This is a genomic window from Aliiroseovarius marinus, assembly GCF_050881025.1.
Classification (GTDB): domain Bacteria; phylum Pseudomonadota; class Alphaproteobacteria; order Rhodobacterales; family Rhodobacteraceae; genus Aliiroseovarius; species Aliiroseovarius marinus_A.
This window is the reverse complement of record NZ_JBNNXQ010000005.1, coordinates 16,672-36,300: the sequence shown is the minus strand read 5'-3', so window position 1 is coordinate 36,300 and position 19,629 is coordinate 16,672. Positions and strand designations below refer to the sequence as shown.

At 60.7% G+C, this 19,629-nt stretch carries 16 protein-coding genes; 7 read left to right on the top strand and 9 right to left on the bottom strand.

Features of this window, described 5'->3' with window-relative positions; all coding sequences use genetic code 11:
• Positions 1-278: 278 nt before the first annotated feature.
• Complete coding sequence (locus ACRY08_RS14350) at positions 279-926, bottom strand: sulfotransferase family 2 domain-containing protein (protein ID WP_432450644.1); 648 nt, start codon at positions 924-926, stop codon at positions 279-281.
• Complete coding sequence (locus ACRY08_RS14345) at positions 923-1,852, bottom strand: DMT family transporter (RefSeq protein WP_432450643.1); 930 nt, start codon at positions 1,850-1,852, stop codon at positions 923-925. The genes ACRY08_RS14350 and ACRY08_RS14345 overlap by 4 nt, the downstream gene beginning before the upstream one ends.
• Positions 1,853-1,966: 114 nt before the next feature.
• Here ACRY08_RS14345 and ACRY08_RS14340 point away from each other — a divergent pair, with 114 nt between their 5' ends.
• Both ACRY08_RS14340 and ACRY08_RS14335 read left to right on the top strand, forming a co-directional pair.
• Entirely contained in the window at positions 1,967-3,595 is a 1,629-nt protein-coding gene (locus ACRY08_RS14340; protein WP_432450642.1) for a long-chain-fatty-acid--CoA ligase, read from the top strand.
• Positions 3,596-3,711: 116 nt separating this feature from the next.
• Positions 3,712-4,728: a hypothetical protein gene (locus tag ACRY08_RS14335; protein WP_432450641.1), complete on the top strand. Its 1,017-nt coding sequence runs from the start codon at positions 3,712-3,714 to the stop codon at positions 4,726-4,728.
• Between the two features lie 81 nt (positions 4,729-4,809).
• Here ACRY08_RS14335 and ACRY08_RS14330 read toward each other — a convergent pair whose 3' ends face one another.
• The 5 genes from ACRY08_RS14330 to ACRY08_RS14310 form a co-directional block, all read right to left on the bottom strand.
• On the bottom strand, positions 4,810-6,351 hold the full coding sequence (locus ACRY08_RS14330) for an SPOR domain-containing protein (protein WP_432450640.1): 1,542 nt from the start codon (positions 6,349-6,351) through the stop codon (positions 4,810-4,812).
• A 127-nt stretch (positions 6,352-6,478) separates the two neighbouring features.
• The gene (upp, locus tag ACRY08_RS14325) at positions 6,479-7,111 is read right to left on the bottom strand and encodes a uracil phosphoribosyltransferase (protein WP_432450639.1); all 633 of its coding nucleotides are present in this window, start codon (positions 7,109-7,111) and stop codon (positions 6,479-6,481) included.
• Positions 7,104-8,096: an adenosine deaminase gene (locus ACRY08_RS14320; protein ID WP_432450638.1), complete on the bottom strand. Its 993-nt coding sequence runs from the start codon at positions 8,094-8,096 to the stop codon at positions 7,104-7,106. Before ACRY08_RS14320 ends, upp begins: the two co-directional genes overlap by 8 nt.
• Positions 8,093-9,307, bottom strand: coding sequence for a phosphopentomutase (locus tag ACRY08_RS14315; RefSeq protein ID WP_432450637.1), 1,215 nt, complete (start codon positions 9,305-9,307; stop codon positions 8,093-8,095). The genes ACRY08_RS14320 and ACRY08_RS14315 overlap by 4 nt, the downstream gene beginning before the upstream one ends.
• Positions 9,304-9,696, bottom strand: coding sequence for a cytidine deaminase (locus tag ACRY08_RS14310; protein ID WP_432450636.1), 393 nt, complete (start codon positions 9,694-9,696; stop codon positions 9,304-9,306). Before ACRY08_RS14310 ends, ACRY08_RS14315 begins: the two co-directional genes overlap by 4 nt.
• A 209-nt stretch (positions 9,697-9,905) precedes the next feature.
• Here ACRY08_RS14310 and ACRY08_RS14305 point away from each other — a divergent pair, with 209 nt between their 5' ends.
• The 3 genes from ACRY08_RS14305 (at position 9,906) to ACRY08_RS14295 (ending at position 15,948) form a co-directional block, all read left to right on the top strand.
• Complete coding sequence (locus ACRY08_RS14305) at positions 9,906-12,179, top strand: NADP-dependent malic enzyme (protein WP_432450635.1); 2,274 nt, start codon at positions 9,906-9,908, stop codon at positions 12,177-12,179.
• 228 nt (positions 12,180-12,407) lie between these two features.
• A complete protein-coding gene (locus ACRY08_RS14300; protein WP_432450634.1) occupies positions 12,408-14,297 on the top strand; it encodes a propionyl-CoA synthetase in 1,890 nt (629 codons plus the stop codon).
• Positions 14,298-14,460: 163 nt separating this feature from the next.
• Complete coding sequence (locus tag ACRY08_RS14295; RefSeq protein ID WP_432450633.1) at positions 14,461-15,948, top strand: sigma-54-dependent transcriptional regulator; 1,488 nt, start codon at positions 14,461-14,463, stop codon at positions 15,946-15,948.
• A 62-nt stretch (positions 15,949-16,010) separates the two neighbouring features.
• Here the strand turns inward: ACRY08_RS14295 and ACRY08_RS14290 are convergent, their stop codons facing one another.
• Positions 16,011-16,772 (bottom strand): NAD kinase, encoded by a 762-nt coding sequence (locus ACRY08_RS14290; RefSeq protein ID WP_432450632.1) that lies wholly within the window; start codon positions 16,770-16,772, stop codon positions 16,011-16,013.
• Between the two features lie 167 nt (positions 16,773-16,939).
• On the opposite strand from ACRY08_RS14290, the gene glyA reads away from it, so the two are divergent.
• Positions 16,940-18,232 carry a serine hydroxymethyltransferase gene (gene glyA, locus ACRY08_RS14285; protein ID WP_432450631.1) on the top strand — a complete coding sequence of 431 codons (1,293 nt, stop codon included), beginning with the start codon at positions 16,940-16,942 and terminating at the stop codon, positions 18,230-18,232.
• A gap of 100 nt (positions 18,233-18,332) precedes the next feature.
• Here the strand turns inward: glyA and ACRY08_RS14280 are convergent, their stop codons facing one another.
• Complete coding sequence (locus ACRY08_RS14280) at positions 18,333-18,695, bottom strand: hypothetical protein (RefSeq protein ID WP_432450630.1); 363 nt, start codon at positions 18,693-18,695, stop codon at positions 18,333-18,335.
• Positions 18,696-18,815: 120 nt separating this feature from the next.
• Between ACRY08_RS14280 and ACRY08_RS14275 the strand changes: the two genes are divergently transcribed.
• Positions 18,816-19,574 carry an alpha/beta fold hydrolase gene (locus tag ACRY08_RS14275; RefSeq protein ID WP_432450629.1) on the top strand — a complete coding sequence of 253 codons (759 nt, stop codon included), beginning with the start codon at positions 18,816-18,818 and terminating at the stop codon, positions 19,572-19,574.
• Positions 19,575-19,629 lie beyond the last annotated feature (55 nt).

The window sequence follows — 19,629 nt, the reverse complement described above, 5'->3', positions numbered from 1 at the left end:
GGCGGTCACCTTTTCACAGGTGCCGGGGTGAGCTTTTTGCCCCGCAATCCGCTGGTCAGCCAGTGGATCAGCGCGGCGATGAGATCAGGAAAGATGGCAATTTCGCCGTAATTCTGCCGGTTTTCGGGCCAATTTGTGGCACCAGTTCGGCAAAGGCGGCAATCTTATGATGAATGCGGCATTCCTGTGGTGGTGGAAACAATCGTTTACCAGCTGGAAAGCATGAGTTTTATCTATCGGCAAACCCGCAGCGCAGCGAATCTAGGACGCGCAAGCCCTTAAAATTTATATGAAAACCGCGCGATGTCAGCGGCGCAGATATCTGCCAACAGGGCCGCGTCCTGACGCGTGTAATACTCTTTGTAATCTTCCCCCCGCTCAGAGGCATTCTCATGCGGGACATCCCCCAAAGAGACCCCAAGATGCGCTTCAAGCCGGGGCAGATCTTGCGCCAGATGCTCCAGCCGGATGAAAAGGTCACACCGTTCCTGACCGCCCGTGGTGGTCACATAAGACGTATAGGGCGCGGCGCGCAGGCTGGCCTGTATCTGCGGATGGTTCAGAAATTCAGAGAAGCTTTTGGACTGCGCCAGCCCAATCGCCGGATGATCAAAGCGCTGGTCCTTGAGCCAGTGATAGTAGCTGACCATGCGATCCCATGGATTGCGCACAAGGGTGAAGGTGAAAAAGCTGGCGATCTCCTCGTCAGACACCAGCCCGACAATATCGCGCAAGGTGGAATGCTTCCACAGCCGCCCGGCCGCCCTGACCCCTTCAACGCGGCGGCGGCGCTTCTTTGCCTTGGGCGTGTCGCCCAACATGATGTCATCGGCCATGGCCCGCGCCTCTAGCGCCAGCATAAGCGACGTGCCCCCGGTCTTGGGCGCATGCACAAAGATATAGCGACGACCGCGCGAAATGATCATGCAGGCAGCTTATCCGCATTCGCGCGCCCTTGCGAGCGCAGAGAGATCACCACACCGGAAACCGTGATCAACACCATGCCCAGAACCGCGCCTGATCCAAGCGTCTCGCCGTAAAGGACAAAGCTCCAGATGGCGGCGAAGCCCAGAAGCGAATACTCATAGATCGCCACCTGTGCGGCATCGCCCAGCTGATAGCCGCGAAAGAGCAGGCCCACACCCATGATCGACCCGGCGGCCTGCAGAAAGGTGATGAACAGCGCCCAGCCACTGGGCCAGACCGCGCCGCGCAGGATAAACCCATCAGCACCTTCGGGCACATGATGCGGCCAAAGGGTCATGATCGCCGTGCCCAATGCGCCAAACACGCCCAGCCAGAAAAAGAACGCCAGAAGCATCGACATGGCACTTTCGCCTTCGCACCATTGGCGGGTGGCAATGGCCCCCAGCGCATAGAAGAACCCCGCCGCAACCGGCACGACCACCGCCGGGCGAAGGCCCTCGCTGAACGGGTCCAGCACGATCAGCACACCGATAAAGCCGACCAATGCCGCGCCAAGGCGCATCGCGCCAATGGGTTTGCCAAAAAACAGGGCCGAAATCAGCATGACCCAAATGGGTGCCGAAAACATCCCAGACGCCACCTGCCCAAGGGGCAAAAACCCAAGCCCACCGAAGTAAAACAGCATTGCAAGTGCGGCCAGACCGCCACGCGCCATCACCGCCCAAAGGCGCAGAGGGCGAAACCGCGCCCGCCCTGTCAGGGCAATCAGGCCAAACAGCCCAAACGCGATCACCGAGCGCATCAAGTGAAATTGCCACAACCCAAGTTCAGGTGCGATCTGGCGCACGAGGTTGTCGAAAAACCCCAAAAAGAACATCGCTGCAAAGACAAATCCCGCCGCTGCCATTGGTCTGTCTGCGCTCATGTCGTTTTCCTTGCCTCAAAAGCCTCTTGCGCCCATTGACCACGGGGGGCTTGCTGGGGTCCACTCGGAAAACGACACGAGGAAAGAAAACACATCGCTTTGGGAGGAGTGCGCATGGGTTGGATGGCAGATGAAACGGGGCTTGAGAAACGCGTGGCAAATTTTGTGCCATTAACGCCGCTGTCGCACCTTGCGCGGGCCGCGACGGTCTTTGCCGACCGCGAGGCGCTGGTCGAAGGCAACCGCCGCTTCACCTATGCGCAGTATCATGCCCGCGTCAGCCGCCTTGCCTCGGCGCTGGCCGCCCGCGGCGTCACGCCCGGCGACGTGGTGGCCACGCTTCTGCCCAACACCCTGCCCCATGTGGAAGCCAGCTTTGGCATCCCAGCGGCAGGTGCGGTTCTGAACACGATCAACACGCGGCTTGATGTGGACACGGTCGCTTATATCTTTGGCCATGGCGAAGCCAAGGTCGTGCTGGTCGACACCGAGCTTTTGCCGCTGGCCGAAGCCGCACTTGCCCAGATGGAAGGCCCGCAGCCCGAGATCATCGAGGTGGCCGCCCCCGATGCAGGCCACCCCGCCACCGGCCGCTATCCTGAATACGAGGACCTGCTGGCTGGCGGCGACCCGGAGTTCCCATGGATCATGCCGGAAGACGAGTGGGAAAGCCTCGCGCTGAACTATACGTCTGGCACCACGGGGCGGCCCAAGGGCGTGGTCTATCACCACCGCGGCGCGTATCTCATGACCATGGGCACGCCGATCAGCTGGAACATGCAGCTCTACCCGCGCTACCTGACCATCGTGCCGCTGTTTCACTGCAACAACTGGAACCACAGCTGGATGATGCCGGTGATGGGCGGCACGGTTGTGTGCTGTCGTACCATCACCGCCAAGGCGATCTATGATGCGATTGCCGACGAAGGCGTGACCCATTTCGGCGGCGCACCCATTGTGCTGAACATGATCGTGAACGCCTCGGACGCTGAACGGCGCAGCTTTGATCATACGGTCGAGGTCTTCACCGCAGGCGCCCCGCCCGCCGCTGCTACGCTGGCCGCTATCGAGCCTCTGGGTTTCAACATCACGCAGGTCTACGGGCTGACCGAAACCTATGGCCATGTCACAGAATGCCTGTGGAACGGTCCCCAATGGGACGGGCTGGAACAGGCCGAGCGCGCCCATATCAAGGCGCGCACCGGCGTTCTCTTTCCGCAGATGGAAGACATCACCGTGATGGATGAGCAGATGCAACAGGTGCCGATGGATGGCGACACCACGGGCGAGATCATGATCCGCGGCAATTCGGTCATGAAAGGCTATCTGAAAAACCCCGACGCCACCGAAGAGGCCTTTGCGGGCGGTTATTTCCACTCGGGCGACGTGGCCCACCAAACACCCGACGGCTACATCCGCATCACCGACCGGTCCAAGGACATCATCATCTCAGGCGGCGAAAACATCAGCTCGGTCGAGGTCGAAGGCGTGCTCATGCATCACCCGGCGGTCAGCCTCTGCGCCGTGGTCGCCAAACCCGACGAAAAATGGGGCGAGGTGCCCTGTGCCTTTGTCGAGTTGAAAGACGGCGCGGATGTCAGCGAAGCAGAGTTGATGAGCTTCACGCGCGAGCATCTTGCGGGCTTCAAAACGCCCAAAGCCATCGAGTTTTGCGAGTTGCCCAAAACCTCGACCGGGAAAATCCAGAAATTCGAGCTTCGAAAGCAGTTGAAAGACGGCTGAGGGCGCGGGCCGGTTGCTTATGGAGATTGCTCATGAATATTGCGCTCGATGATTGCTCGGTGGGCCGACAGGCGCTATCGTGACCTCAACGAACAAGAGCAGAGGTCTGGCCCGCCATGACGGCCCTCACGCAATATGCACGGCTGGAAGCCCCCGGCCTGTGGCGTCCCGCGCCGGACGCGCAGCGGCAAAATGTTGTCTTGTCTCTGGGCGAGGCAACGCTGACCATTTCAGACAATCATGACAATGTGCTGACCCATTGGTCGCTGGCCGCTGTGAACCGGTTGAACCCCGGCACGCGGCCTGCGCTGTTTTCCCCCGGCGATGATGCGGATGAAGAGCTGGAGCTGGACGACGACATGATGATCGATGCGGTGGAAAAGGTCCGCCGCACCATCGAAAAACGGCGGCCGCATCCGGGCAAGTTACGGCTTTGGATCAGCGGGATCGTTTTGGGCAGCGTGGCCGCGCTGACGGTGTTCTGGCTGCCGGATGCGCTGCGCTCTTATACGGTGTCCGTGGTGCCGCAACCCACTCGCGTCGCAATTGGGCAGGCAATTCTGAACCGCATTGGCCGGGTGGCCGGCAAACAATGCACCGATGCCGACGGGCGCGGGGCGCTGGAGCGTTTGGGGCTAAGCTTGCTGGGCGAGGATGGCCCACGCGTGATTGTCCTGTCCAGCGGCGTACAGACGGCCACGCATCTGCCCGGTCACATCACCTTGATAAACCGCGCCCTGATCGAGGATTTCGAAGAACCGGACGTGGTGGCCGGGTTCTTGTTGGTCGAGGAAATTCAACGCGGCAAAACCGACCCGATGCGCCCACTTCTGGAACATGCAGGCCTGCGCGCCACTGCGCAGCTTCTGACCACCGGGAAACTGCCCAAAGAGGTCATCGACGCCTATGCCGAATGGCTGCTGACCACCCCGCCGGCGCCTTTGTCCGAGCCTGAATTGCTGGACCGGTTCAAACAGGCCGGGCTGCGCAGCTCTCCTTACGCGTATGCGCTGGATCTGACCGGGGAAAGCACCGTGGGTTTGATCGAAGCCGACCCCGTGCCCCTGTCACAAGCCAGCCCGCTTCTGACCGATGCTGACTGGGTGCGCCTGCAGGGGATCTGCGGCGAATAACCCCCCCAAAGACAAACCCCGCACCGGTGACGCGGGGTTTTGAAGTTTTTTCGGCCCGGATGGGTTCAAAACCGAAACGCTTTAGCGGCGCAGAAACGCCTTCGAATAGCCGACCGACCGGATCCGCGACAAGGCTTTGTTCAAAGCGGATTGCTGGCTGAACGGCCCCGCAAGGATGGTTTTCACCGTGCGACCATTGCGTGTTCTGGTGCTGCTGGACACTTTGAAGCCCATGTTCTGCAAGCTGCGGATCACTTTGCGTGCATTGTCCGGGTTGGCATAAGCCCCGACCTGAACATAGCGATGGCTTGCCGCTGTGACTTTCGGCGCAGCGGCCGTCCGTTTCACCTTGGTCACCGGACGCAGCTTGGTGGGTGCGGCGCGGGACGACACATGCTCGGTCCCGCTGACACGGGTCGAAATCGAGCCCGTCGCGTAATCCGCCGGCGGTGCGTTATAGATCGGGACCGGCACGTAATTGCCCGGTGTCACCCGCCCGCCCGCCTCAACGGGTTGCGTGGTGGCGGCAACCAGGCGACGAGGAACGGTATCGGTCCAGACCATGCGCGCCTGGGCCATGCCCTCGACCGTCTGCACACCGCGTTGGGTGTTCAGGCGATCATCGCTCCACGCGGGTTTATAGCCCTGCGGGACCGCGACCTTCATGTTTGACGCCGGATAGGTTGGTGGGGCAACGCGCGTGCCGGGAGGCAGTGCTGCGACATCCTCGCGTGCAATCACCGGATAGCCGCCACGATAGCCTTTGATCTTCACGCCACCTGCCGCACGGGCGGCCTCGGCGCTGCCATAGGTCGGAACCGGGTTATACGACCCCGCCGCCTGCGCGGCCGGCGCTGCCTGATATTGTGGTGTCATCTGAGCAACAGATCCCATGCGGGCCGCCGGGGCCGCAATCACGCGGGTCTGGTCGCCATTGGAATGGTTGACCAGATAGGTCACCGGTTCGATCTGCTGCGGGCCACAGCGCACCGGGATGCTCTGGCCGTTTTTCATCTTCACCTTTGAAACCGACGCATTGGCCGGGCAGGTCACACGCACCGTGCGGGTGACAGCCTGCGCCGGAGCCACCGCTGCGGACGCGACCGGGGCCACGGGTGCGGCCACGGCTGCGGGCACAAACGGGGTTGCCACAGTCCTACCGCCAAAGATCGGGGTCACGGTCTTGCGCGGGCTGATCGTGGGCACAAACCCTGTCCGCGGGGCGGGCGTCGCGACGCGGGCCGCCGGTTCCACAACCCGGCGCGTTGCGGGCTTGGGTGCAGCCACAACACGCTGCGCGCTGGCTTTGGGCGCAGACACTTTCGGTGCGGTGCGCGGCTCTGGCTTGGGTGCGGCCGCCTGACGGGCAGACGCGCCAAGGGACGGTTTGGCGCCGCACACGACCTTGCGACTGCGCGACACACGCGGCACCCAGGACACAGCCCCCGAGAACCCCGCCCGAATATAGACGCATCCGCGGCTGTCGACATAGGTGTCGGCCGTGTAGCTTGCTGGTGGAATTTCGGCAGGTTGCGCCCCCTTGCGAAGGGATAGCGCGTCAGCCGAGACGCTTGAAAGGCTTGTGGCTGCGGCAAAAATGGCCGCAGTTTTGATCAGTTTCATCTGTGCCCCCACACAAAATATTGTGGAACAAGATGAAGGCAACCCCATCCAAAGTAAAGGGCGAATAGCGATCAGGCACGCCGATCCACCGAAAAAACCAGCAGACAGTTAACGCCACAAAGCCGCGTTATTTGGTGCCGAACATACGGTCGCCCGCATCCCCCAAACCCGGCACGATATAGCCTTTTTCATTCAGCTTTTCGTCAAGCGACGCGGTGACAATCGGCACATCCGGATGCGCTTCTTTCATGCGGGCGACACCCTCGGGCGAGGCCAGAAGGCACAGAAAACGGATATCTTTGGCGCCGTGTTTTTTCAGCATATCAATTGCGGCGACAGAGCTGTTGCCGGTGGCCAGCATCGGGTCCACCGCAATCACCAGTCGCTGATCAATCGCCTCAGGTACTTTGAAATAATACTCGACCGGCTCCAGCGTTTCCTCATCACGATAAAGCCCGACAAACCCAACCCGTGCAGAGGGGATCAGCTCAAGCACGCCATCCAAAAGCCCGTTGCCTGCCCTGAGGATCGACACCAAAGCCAGTTTACGCCCAGCCAGAACCGGCGCATCCATCTGTTGCATCGGGGTCTTCACACTGCGCGTGGTCATCGGAAGCTCGCGCGTCACCTCATAGGCCAGCAGCTGGCTAATTTCGCGCAAAAGCTGGCGAAACAGGCTCGTCGGCGTCGCCTCGTCGCGCATCAACGTCAGTTTGTGCTGCACCAGCGGGTGATCGACGATCGTCAGGTGATCATACATCTTGAGCCTCCAATATCTTGCGAATGCGGGTTCGGGTGGCCTCGTCGCAGAAAGCCGCATCGATGGCAACCAGATTGAGCGCGCGGAAATCGCTTTCATCCCACCCGAACTGGCGGGCAAGATTTTCGTATTCCTGCGTCATGGTGGTGCGGAAAAACGGCGGGTCATCGGTCGACACTGTGACCTTCACCCCGCGTTCGCGCAGCTTGGCAATCGGGTGGCTTTTCAGGTCGGGATAAACGCCCAGAAAGACATTCGATCCGGGACAGACCTCCAGCGTGATGCCGTCATCAGTCAGCCGATCCACCAAGGCCAGATCTTCGATCGACCGCACCCCATGCCCAATCCGTTCGACCTTCAGATCGTCCAGAGCGGCACGCACCTCGTCGGGCCCGTTCCATTCGCCCGCATGGGTCGTCAATTGCAAACCGGCCTCGCGCGCCATGTCGAACGCATAAGCGAAATCGCCCTGCGTGCCGGATTTCTCGTCGCCGCCCATGCCAAACCCGGTGACGAAGCCGCCAGCCGTTTCCTGCGCACATTTCGCGGTTTCACGCGCCGCATCCGCCCCAAAATGGCGCACGCAGGTGACGATGCCACGCAAGGTGATACCCGCGTCACGTTCGGCTTCCTGCGCGGCCTGTTCGATTGCGCCCAGATAGTCCTTCCACGCCTCGACATCCCGCTTTCCGCAGAAATCCGGCGCCAGAAATGTCTCGGCATAAACCACTCCCTGCTCTGCGCAGGCTTCCAGCACCGCTTTGGTCAGGCGCCCGAATTCTTCCGGCCCTGTCAGAACCGAGGTCGCGGCCTCGTAGACCTCAAGGAAGTGCCAGAAATCACGATAGGCATAGCCGCCATCCTCGGTGAATATCTTCGACAGGTCGACGGATTTTTCACGCGCCAAAGAGCGGATGAAATCAGGCGGCGCGGCGCCTTCGATATGCAGATGCAGCTCTGCCTTGGGCAGTGATTTGAAACTCATAGGAATGACCTCCCGGCCCCGCGCGCCGCCAGCCCCAAATGGGCTGCGACCGAAGCGCCAATATCTGAAAACCCGACCTGACCGACCGCGCGCGCGCCCAGTCCCGCCGCCACAACCGGCACCCGTTCGCGGGTGTGATCCGTGCCAACCCAGCTGGGATCATTGCCGTGATCAGCGGTGAAAAGCACAAGGTCCCCGTCCCGCATTTTGGACAGAAGACGCGGCATCTGGCTGTCAAACCATTCCAGCGCGCGCGCATAGCCGGAAATGTCGCGCCGGTGGCCGTATTTGCTGTCGAACTCGACAAAATTGGCAAAGACAAGATCCCCGTTTTGGGCAGTATCGAACGCGTCCACCAGATGTTCCATCAGCGCGGCATCCGCCCCCTTTTTCAGGGTCGAGATGCCACGGTGCGCGAAAATATCCCCAATCTTTCCAATGGCATGAACCTTCCCCCCGGCCTCGGTCACCCAATCACACAGGGTCGGCTGAGGTGGGGTCATGGCAAAATCGCGACGGTTGGTCGTGCGGGTGAACCCGTCTTTTTCAGACCCAAGAAAGGGCCGGGCAATGACGCGGCCCACGCGGCGCTCGTGCACCATGGGCGCAATGGCCTCACACAAATCATAGAGCCGCTCGAGCCCGAAATGCTCTTCATGCGCGGCGATCTGAATCACGCTGTCGACAGATGTGTAAACGATCGGCCAACCGGTGCGCATATGCTCGGCACCCAGCTCGTCCAATACGGCCGTGCCAGAGGCATGTTTGTCCCCAAGAATGCCCGCAACCCCGGCCGCGGCGCAGATTTTCGCCGTGATCTCGGCGGGAAAGGCCGGTTGCGTGTCGGGGAAATACCCCCAGTCCCACGGCAGCGGCACACCGGCGATTTCCCAATGCCCGGTGGGCGTGTCCTTGCCGGGCGACACCTCTTGCGCCGCCCCCCAAAGACCTGAAGGGTCGGCATTCAGTCCCGGCGTCGCATCACCCGAGGCCAGCCGGATCGCAGCCCCCAGCCCCAACGCATCCAGATGCGGCAGGTTCAGCGGCCCCGTCCGCCCCTCTTCAGCGCGCCCCTCGGCACAGGCCTGCGCAATATGGGCCAGAGTGTTCGATCCGGTATCCGGCACTGTTTTATCGTTGAAGAACCGGTCCGCGTCAGGCGCCCCGCCGCAGCCAACGCTGTCCAGCACGATCAGAAAGGCGCGTGTCATGTGTTCTCCATATGCGCGGCGGCAAATGCGCCGGGCAGCAGTTCAGCCATGGTCATGGTCAGACTGGCGCCCTGCGTCGTCATCATGGTGATCTTCACATCCGGACCAGAAAACTCAGCAAGCTTTTGCCGGCACCCACCACAGGGCGTCACGGGCAGTGGCGCATCGGCAATCACAAGCGCCTCGACGATCTCGCGCCCGCCCGCGGCACACATGGCGGCGATGGCGCCGGCCTCGGCACATGTGCCTTCCGGATAGGCGATGTTTTCCACGTTGCACCCGGTAAAGACGTGCCCATCAGCGGTGCGCAATGCCGCACCGACTTTGAAGTTTGAATAAGGCGCATGGGCGTGTTCGCGCACGGCCTTGGCAGCTTCCAGCAGGGACATGACTTCTCCTGAATTGATCTTCGGCAAGACTGGCCCCAGCCAAGGCCGGATGCAAGCGCAAACGGCGCGCGTTCCTGATGTCAGGCGGACATCCACGTGCTATGATGGCGCAAGCAGTCTTGATTGCCCCCGGGTCATTCGTGTATCCGGGCCGAGATGTGTAGATAGTTTAAGGTTAAACCTTTTTCGAAAAACTCCGGGAGGATCACATGTCCGAAGACAGTTACCTGCGCAAACGCGCCTTGGATTATCATGAGTTTCCAAAGCCCGGAAAGCTGGAAATTCGCGCCACCAAGCCGATGGCCAACGGGCGTGATCTAAGCCTTGCCTATTCGCCCGGCGTTGCGGAAGCCTGCACTGAAATCTCGAAAGATCCTTCTGCAGCAAGCCGTTACACCTCTCGCGGGAACCTTGTGGCGGTGGTCACGAACGGGTCCGCCGTGTTGGGCCTTGGCAATATCGGCGCGCTGGCCTCCAAGCCTGTGATGGAAGGCAAGGCGGTCTTGTTCAAGAAGTTCGCCAATATTGATTGCTTTGATATCGAACTGGATCAGACCGACCCCGAAAAGCTGGCCGACATTGTTTGCGCGATGGAACCAAGCTTTGGGGCAATCAACCTGGAAGACATCAAAGCCCCCGATTGTTTTATCGTTGAACAAATTTGCCGCGAGCGGATGAACATTCCCGTTTTCCACGATGATCAGCACGGAACCGCCATCGTTGTTGGGGCAGCCGCCACCAACGCGCTGCAAGTTGCCGGCAAGGATTTCAGCGAGATCAAAGTGGTGTCGACCGGAGGTGGCGCCGCAGGCATTGCCTGCCTGAACATGCTTTTGAAACTGGGGGTGAAACGCGAAAACGTCTGGCTGTGCGACATCGAAGGTCTGGTCTACGAGGGGCGTGAAAAGGACATGACCCCGCAAAAGGCAGACTATGCGCAAGGCGACAGCCCAGCGACATTGGACGAGGTGATCGAGGGTGCCGACTTGTTCCTTGGCCTGTCCGGTCCTGGCGTTTTGAAGCCTGAAATGGTGGCGAAAATGTCTGAGCGGCCAATTGTCTTTGCCCTGGCCAATCCAACGCCTGAGATTATGCCCGACGAGGTGCGCAAAGTGGCCCCGGACGCGATCATCGCCACGGGGCGCTCGGATTTTCCCAATCAGGTCAACAACGTGCTGTGTTTTCCGTTCATCTTCCGTGGCGCGCTGGACGTCGGCGCGACCGAGATCAACGACGCCATGCAACTGGGCTGCATCGAGGGCATCGCAGCCCTGGCCCGCGCCACCACATCCGCCGAAGCGGCAGCGGCTTACAAGGGCGAACAGCTGTCCTTTGGCGAAGACTACCTGATCCCGAAACCCTTCGATCCGCGCCTGATGGGCGTGGTCGCCAGCGCCGTGGCGAAAGCCGCCATGGACAGCGGCGTGGCCACCCGCCCGGTCGAGGATCTGGACGCCTATAAAGAAGCGCTGGACGGGTCCGTGTTCAAATCCGCCCTGATCATGCGCCCGGTATTTGAGGCCGCAGGCACCGCCGCGCGCCGGATCGTTTTCGCCGAGGGCGAGGATGAACGGGTTCTGCGCGCCGCCAATGCGATGCTCGAGGAAACCACCGATGCGCCGATCCTGATCGGTCGCCCCGATGTGATTGAACGGCGCTGCGAAAAGGCGGGCCTGTCCATGCAGCCCGGCCGCGACTTCCAAATCGTGAACCCGGAACGCGACGAACGCTATCGCGACTATTGGGGCGCCTATCACCAGCTTATGGCCCGCAAGGGCATCACGCCCGATCTGGCCAAGGCGATCATGCGCACCAACACGACGGCCATTGGCGGCATCATGGTGCATCTGGGGCACGCAGACAGCCTGATCGCGGGCACGTTTGGGCAGTATTTGTGGCACCTGAATTACATCCAGCAGATCCTTGGCAATGATGACCTGCACCCGGTTGGCGCGTTGAGCCTGATGATCCTGCAGGACGGCCCCCTGTTCATCGCAGACACGCATGTGCACAACACGCCCAGCGCAGAGCAGCTTGCCGAAACGGTCTGCGCGGCCGCCCGCCACGTGCGCCGGTTTGGGGTCGAACCGAAAATTGCCGTCTGTTCCTATTCGCAATTCGGCAATCACGGCGGCGACAGCGGATCACGGGCACGGGGGGCTTTGGGCATCCTCGACAGTGCGCCACGGGATTTCCTGTATGAAGGAGAAATGCACGTCGATGCGGCCTTGGATGACGACGTTCGATCCCGGCTGTTTCCCAACGCACGTTTCCAAGGGCCCGCCAACGTGTTGGTCTTTGCCAATGCCGATGCTGCGAGCGCCGTGCGAAACACGCTGAAAGTCAAAGGCGGCGGGTTGGAGGTTGGCCCCATTCTGATGGGTATGGGCAACAGAGCGCATATCGTGACCCCCTCGATTACGGCACGCGGACTTTTGAACATGTCGGCCATCGCTGGCACGCCGGTTGCACATTACGGGTAGGCGAATCTCTGACAAAACTTTGCAAGGCGGAGTTTGCAGTTTTGCAAAATCCGCCTTTTTCAAACTATCCGCATCCATTTTACGGGGGTTTGCAAAAATTTGCAGGCGATTTTCCACCGACCTGCAAAGTTTCCGCGATTTTGTGACGCAACGTCGAAAGCGATGCTTGCCCGACCACTACCTACGGGCGTAACACTTGGCCTCAAGGGAAATTGGAGGAAGTGCACAATGGCATACAAAGACGTTTACGCCGCCTGGCAGGCAAACCCAGAGAAATTCTGGATGGAGGCCGCCGACGCAATCAGCTGGGACACGGCGCCGACCAAAGCGCTCTTTGACGACAATGCACCGCTCTACGAATGGTTCTCGGACGGTATGGTCAACACCTGCTACAACGCCGTGGACCGTCATGTTGAAAATGGCCGCGCCGACCAGGTGGCGATCATCTATGACAGCCCGATCACCGGCCGTCAGTCTAAAACCACCTATGCCGAGCTGAAAGACCGCGTGTCCAAAGTGGCTGGCGCTTTGCAAGCCAAGGGCGTGACCAAGGGTGACCGCGTGATCATCTATATGCCGATGGTGACCGAAGCACTGATTGCCATGTTGGCTGTGACCCGCATCGGCGCCGTGCACTCGGTTGTCTTCGGTGGCTTTGCCTCGAACGAACTGGCCGTGCGCATCGACGACGCCAAACCGAAAGCGATCATCGCCGCCTCTTGCGGCTTGGAGCCGGGCCGCGTCGTGGCCTATAAGCCGCTGCTCGATGGTGCCATCGACCTGTCCGATCACAAACCCGAGTTCACCCTGATCCTGCAACGCGAAGAAAACCCGGCCGAGCTGACCCCCGGTCGTGATTTCGACTGGGCTGCGGAAGAAGCCGCTGCCGCGCCTGCCGATTGCGTCCCGGTCGAAGGCAATCACCCGGCCTATATCCTCTACACCTCGGGCACAACGGGCCAGCCAAAGGGCGTCATCCGCCACACCGGCGGGCATCTGGTCGCGCTGAACTGGACCATGAAGAACCTCTACAACGTTGATCCGGGCGATGTGTTCTGGGCCGCGTCCGATGTGGGTTGGGTCGTTGGACACTCCTACATCACATACGGTCCGCTGGTGCACGGCAACACGACCATCGTTTTCGAAGGCAAGCCCGTGGGCACGCCGGATGCGGGCACTTTCTGGCGCGTGATCAGCGAGCACAATGTGAAGAGCTTCTTCACCGCCCCCACCGCTTTCCGCGCTGTGAAACGCGAAGATCCGAAGGGCGAGTATGTCAAGAAATACGACCTGTCCTGCCTGAAACAGGTCTATCTGGCCGGTGAACGCGCCGACCCTGACACGATCGTCTGGGCGCAGGAACAGCTGAACGTGCCGGTGGTGGACCACTGGTGGCAGACCGAAACCGGCTTCGCCATCGCCGCCAACCCCATTGGCATCGAAGAGCTGCCGATCAAACTGGGCTCGCCGTCCGTGCCGATGCCGGGCTTTGACGTGCAAATTCTGGATGAAGGCGGCCACCCGATGGCTGCCGGAGAGCTGGGCGCGATCGCCATCAAACTGCCGCTGCCGCCGGGCACGCTGCCGACCTTGTGGAACGCGGAAGAGCGTTACAAGTCGAGCTATCTCAACACCTTCCCCGGTTACTATGAGACCGGCGACGCGGGCTACAAAGACGAAGACGGCTATGTCTACATCATGGCGCGCACCGATGACGTGATCAACGTGGCCGGCCACCGCCTGTCCACCGGCGGCATGGAAGAGGTTCTGGCATCGCATCCCGACGTGGCCGAATGCGCGGTGATCGGAGTGACCGACCAGTTGAAAGGTCAGCTGCCGCTGGGCATGGTCTGCCTGAACGCGGGCACCGACCGTTCAAACGAGGAGGTCACCGCCGAATGCGTGAAGCTGGTGCGCGAAAAGATCGGACCCGTTGCCGCTTTCAAGCTTTGCATCGTGGTCGACCGCCTGCCCAAAACACGGTCGGGCAAAATTCTGCGCGCCACCATGGTCTCGATTGCGGATGGCAAGGATTACAAGATGCCCGCCACCATCGACGATCCCGCCATTTTGGACGAGATCAAGGACGCGCTGGCAAGCCTTGGCTACGCAGGCTGACCACAACCGACGTCAACGTCGCAAACGGCAACAAATTCACACCCCTGTGCTTCGGCGCGGGGGTGACATTTTTCTGAAAGCTGTCTAAACATAAAGGGCAACACAACCCAAGCGCGTGCACCACTCCGACGCGCTCGCCTTTGATTGATTGATTGATTTTTTGATGACCTTTTCCGATACGACCAAAGCCCGCAGCACGTCTGAACCGGACGTAACAGCGCCCAATGTCATGGTGATCTGCGACGCAGAAGACCGGGCGCTTTTTCCACAAAGCCTGTTCCAGAACATGGGCTGCAATGTCGCGATCCAGACCCAGACGCCCGATGCAAAGGCAAAATCCATCGGGCCAGATACGTCGCTTTTGATCTTGGCGCTGAGTGTTTCGGGGCGATCAACACTTGGGTGTCTGGAAAATCTCATGCAACGTGATGCCCCGCCGCGCGTCATCGTGATCTCGACCAATTCGCAAATAAACGAGGCCGCCAAAGCCATGCGACTGGGCGCGCAGGATTGCGTGTTTCGCCCGTTTACGCAGGAGCGGCTGGAAAAAACGGTTGCCACTTTGCTGAATTTGCCACCGCACCGTCTGGTCGCCGCAGCCCAATCCCCGCAGCCCATGATGCCGCCCTCGGTGGGCACAGACCGCGAACCTGCGGGCACGCAACGCGCCTTGGGGGATGCCAACCTGCGTCACGGCATGGTTTTGTCGGATGTCTCGGTCAAGGCAATCCTTGAAGCCCTTGGCACAGCGGCCGACGACACGGCGCCCATATTCATCTACGGTGACACCGGCACCGGAAAGGAAATCCTTGCGCGCAGCTTTCATCAGGGATTTCGCGCAAAACGCGGTGCGTTCGTTTCCGTAGACTGCGCGCATCTGTCTGCAGACACATTGACCGAGGCCTTTCTGGGCACTCATGAACAGGGTCAGGAAGGTCATCTGGCGCGCGCCCATCACGGCACGTTGTTTCTGGATCAGATCACCAGCGCCGATCTGAAGGTACAGCGGAAGCTGGTCCATTTGCTGGAACACGCCCACCTGCCGGCACGCAAAGGTCACAGCACAGAAGAGCCGCTGGATGTGAGGCTCATCGCTTCGTCCACCACCGACCCGAAGCAGGACATGGCCAATGGCCGGCTGCTCAAAGAGCTGTATTACCGGCTGAACGTGTTACCCCTGTCTCTGCCGCCTCTTTCAGAACGCGGCGATGACCTGATGCATATTGCACAGGCCAAACTGCTGACGATGAGCCGCGACAAAGGGCGCGCGTTTCGGGGCTTTTCAACCGAAGCCGCAGCAGAGCTGACGCGCCATGACTGGCCGGGCAATATCCGCGAGCTTATCAACGTGGTCTGGCGCATTGTCTTGCAGCATGACGGCACGCTGGTCACACCAGAAATGCTACCCGATGATCTGCACGAAAAGGGTCCGGCCCGTGCGCGCCATGATGACCCGCAACAGGCGGATGACGATCCCAAAAACCCGCGCATTGACAGTTTGATCGGCCAATCCCTGAACGATATCGAACGTTTGGTGATCGAGCGCACGATCGAGGCCGAAGGCGGGTCACTGCCCCGGGCAGCACTGGTGTTGGGGGTGTCGCCATCGACCCTTTACCGCAAACGCGACAGCTGGCAGGGGCGCGACTGACGCCCCGGCCGCACTAATGCGTCTCGAAATCCAGGTGCTTCACAGCTTCATCTCGAAACGCTTCAAACGAACTGCTCGCGGATCAGACGCTCTTCCAGCCCATGGCCCGGATCAAACAGGATGCGGTGCGCAACCTCGTCACAGGACCGGATTTCGACCGAGATGACATTGGGCACCGACCGGCTGTCTGCATCCGCCATGACCGGGCGTTTGTCATGTTGCAGCACATCAAACCGAACCACCGCCGCCTTTGGCAGCAACGCGCCGCGCCACCTGCGTGGCCGGAACGCGGCCATGGCGGTCAGGGCCAGCACATCCGATCCAATGGGCAGGATCGGCCCGTGGGCAGAATAGTTATAGGCCGTCGACCCGGCGGGCGTGGACAGAAGCGCGCCATCACAAACCAGCTCATCCAGCCGCACCCGGCCATCGACGCTGATCTGCAGTTTGGCCGCTTGTGGGCCTGCGCGCAGCAGGCTGACTTCGTTGATGGCCAGCGCCTCATGAATGGTGCCATCCGCCCCTTCTGCGCGCATGGACAGGGGATTGATCACCTCTTCCTCTGCGGCGATCAGCCGTTCGACCAGATTGTCAGGCGTATATTCATTCATCAAAAAGCCAACGGTCCCGCAGTTCATCCCGTAAACCGGCGCGGGCAGTTTGCGGGTGTCATGCAGGGTCTGCAGCATGAACCCATCGCCGCCCAAGGCGACAATCACGTCCGAGCTCTCGGGCGCGGTGTTGCCATACAGGTCCACAAGCTCTTTCAACGCCGCCTGTGCGATTTGGGTGTCGCTGGCGACAAAAGCGATTCTCTGGCTCATCACGGGTTTCCCGATTGCTGCTTTGTTTCCGAAACAATCACATGTTTCCACAAAGTGCCAGAATTTGCCGCGTCTTTCCGCCGCCACGTCGCATTCCGGTCTTTTCGCTCCGGAGTGTTTCCGATAGGAAATCCTGACATTTGGCCCTTCATCCAAGGATAACGCGCATGACCGATACCCGTGACCAAGGTTTCTTCACCGAAAGCCTCGCCACCCGTGACCCCGAATTGTGGGGCTCGATTACCAACGAACTTGGCCGCCAGCGCGACGAGATCGAGCTGATTGCCTCGGAAAACATCGTGTCTGCCGCCGTGATGGAGGCTCAGGGCTCGGTTCTGACCAACAAATACGCCGAAGGCTATCCGGGGCGTCGCTACTATGGTGGGTGCCAATACGTCGACGTGGCCGAAAATCTGGCCATCGACCGCGCCAAGGAACTGTTTGGCTGCGACTTTGCCAACGTTCAGCCGAACTCGGGAAGCCAAGCCAACCAGGGTGTGTTTCAAGCGCTGATCAAACCCGGTGACACCATTCTGGGCATGGACCTGTCGGCAGGCGGTCACCTGACCCACGGCGCGCGCCCGAACCAGTCGGGCAAGTGGTTCAACGCCATTCACTATGGCGTGCGCAAGCAAGACAACCTGATCGACTATGACCAAATCCAGGAACTGGCGAGCGAGCACAAACCCGCGCTGATCATCGCCGGTGGCTCGGCCATTCCGCGTCAGATCGACTTTGCCAAATTCCGCGAAATCGCAGATTCGGTTGGTGCTTACCTGATGGTCGACATGGCCCATATCGCGGGCCTGATCGCGGCGGGCGAACACCCCTCGCCCTTCCCGCACGCCCATGTGGCCACCACCACCACCCACAAGACCCTGCGCGGTCCGCGCGGCGGCATGATCGTGACCAACGATGCTGACATCGCCAAGAAGGTGAACTCGGCCATCTTCCCCGGCATTCAGGGTGGTCCGCTGATGCATGTGATCGCCGGTAAGGCCGCCGCCTTCGGCGAAGCGCTGCGCCCCGAGTTCAAGACCTATCAGAAAGCTGTGCGCGCAAATGCTGTTGCGCTGGCCGATCAGCTGGTCAAAGGCGGGCTCGACATCGTGACCGGCGGCACCGACACCCATGTTCTGCTGGTCGACCTGCGCCCCAAAGGCGTGACCGGCAACATCGTGGACGCCGCCCTTGGCCGCGCCCATATCACCACCAACAAAAACGGCATCCCGTTTGACCCGGAAAAGCCCACCGTAACCTCGGGCATCCGCCTTGGCACGCCTGCGGGCACGACCCGTGGCTTCGGCGAAGCCGAGTTCCGCGAGATCGCTGACCTGATCATCGAGGTTGTGGACGGTCTGGCTGCCAATGGCCCGGATGGCAACGGCGACGTGGAAGCGTCTGTGCGCGAGAAAGTGGCCGCACTTTGCGCCCGTTTCCCGCTTTACCCGAACCTGTAAGCGAAACGCCCGGACCCGCGCCCCGCAGGGGGGGCGGGCCGCCGCACAATAGAGAAGCCCCGGCAATTTACCGGGGCTTTTTTTGTGCCTCTGAGACGCTTTAGAGATAGCCGCGCCAAAGCAGCACAGCCAGACAAAGCATCATGACCGCCAGCAGTTTGAACCCTAGACCGGCCCCGAAATCCAAGGCGATTGCGCGCCGCCGGGACCATGGGTCAATGGACAACAGATAGGTTTCAATCTCATGCGCTGCCAGATCCAGAGCGGCCTCGTCCATCTGCCGCAGCAATCGCGGATGACCGGCACGCGCCTCGGCCTCGATCAGCATCTGCCCCTTTGCCCGTAGATGACGGGGCAGCAGGCGCCCCGCGCGGCGCAGTTTCACCTTGAAACCGCGACCGCGAATGTCCAGCCGCTCTTCCAATAGCTGTGCCAACCGGTCCATGCGTGCCTCGATATCCACGGCAATCCTCGCTCCCCATTCGCCCCATCGTAACAAAAAAGAGACCGCAGACAGTACAAAATTCCAGCATGTCACCGCCCGCCCCTTCAATCCCTGCTCCCTGCGCGTTATCACCTTTTCATGCTTTCGACCCAGACATTCGGCGATGACACGACGCTGCCCCCGATCCTAATCGTGCACGGGCTTTTCGGCTCCGGTCGCAATTGGGGTGTGATTGCGCGCCGGCTGGCCGATATCCGCCGCGTGGTGACGGTAGATATGCGCAACCACGGCACCAGCCCGAAAACCGACAGTCACAGCTATGCCGAGCTGGCCGGGGACCTGTCCGAGGTCATCGACGGCCTTGGCGGGCAGGCCGACGTGATTGGCCATTCGATGGGTGGGAAAGCCGCCATGGTTCTGGCGCTGGCACATCCCGCGAAGCTTCGCCGCCTGCTGGTGGCCGATATCGCCCCTGTTGCCTATTCCCACAGCCAACAAGTCATGATTGACGCGATGCGCGGCATTGATCTGGCGCAGGTGAACACACGCGGCGATGCGGATCGGCAGCTGTCAGCCCATGTCGAGGATGCCTCGACTCGCGCCTTCCTGCTGCAATCTTTGGATGTGAAAGCCCGTGAATGGCGGCTGAATCTTGAGACGTTGGAGCGTGACATGGGAAAGATCGTCGGCTTTCCCGAGATTTCAGGGCAGTTTGACGGGCCGGCGCTATTCTTGTCCGGCGCAAAGTCAGACTACGTGCTGCCCGATCATCGGCCTCTGATCAAAGCGCTTTTCCCCCAAGCAAAACAAGCCAAGATCCCCGGTGCCGGGCATTGGCTGCACGCCGAAAAATCGCGCGAATTCGAAGCCGCCGCCCGCGCCTTTCTGAACGTCTGACCCCTGATGCGAAAAAGCCCCGCAATTTGCGGGGCCATCGTAACGGTCAATTCTA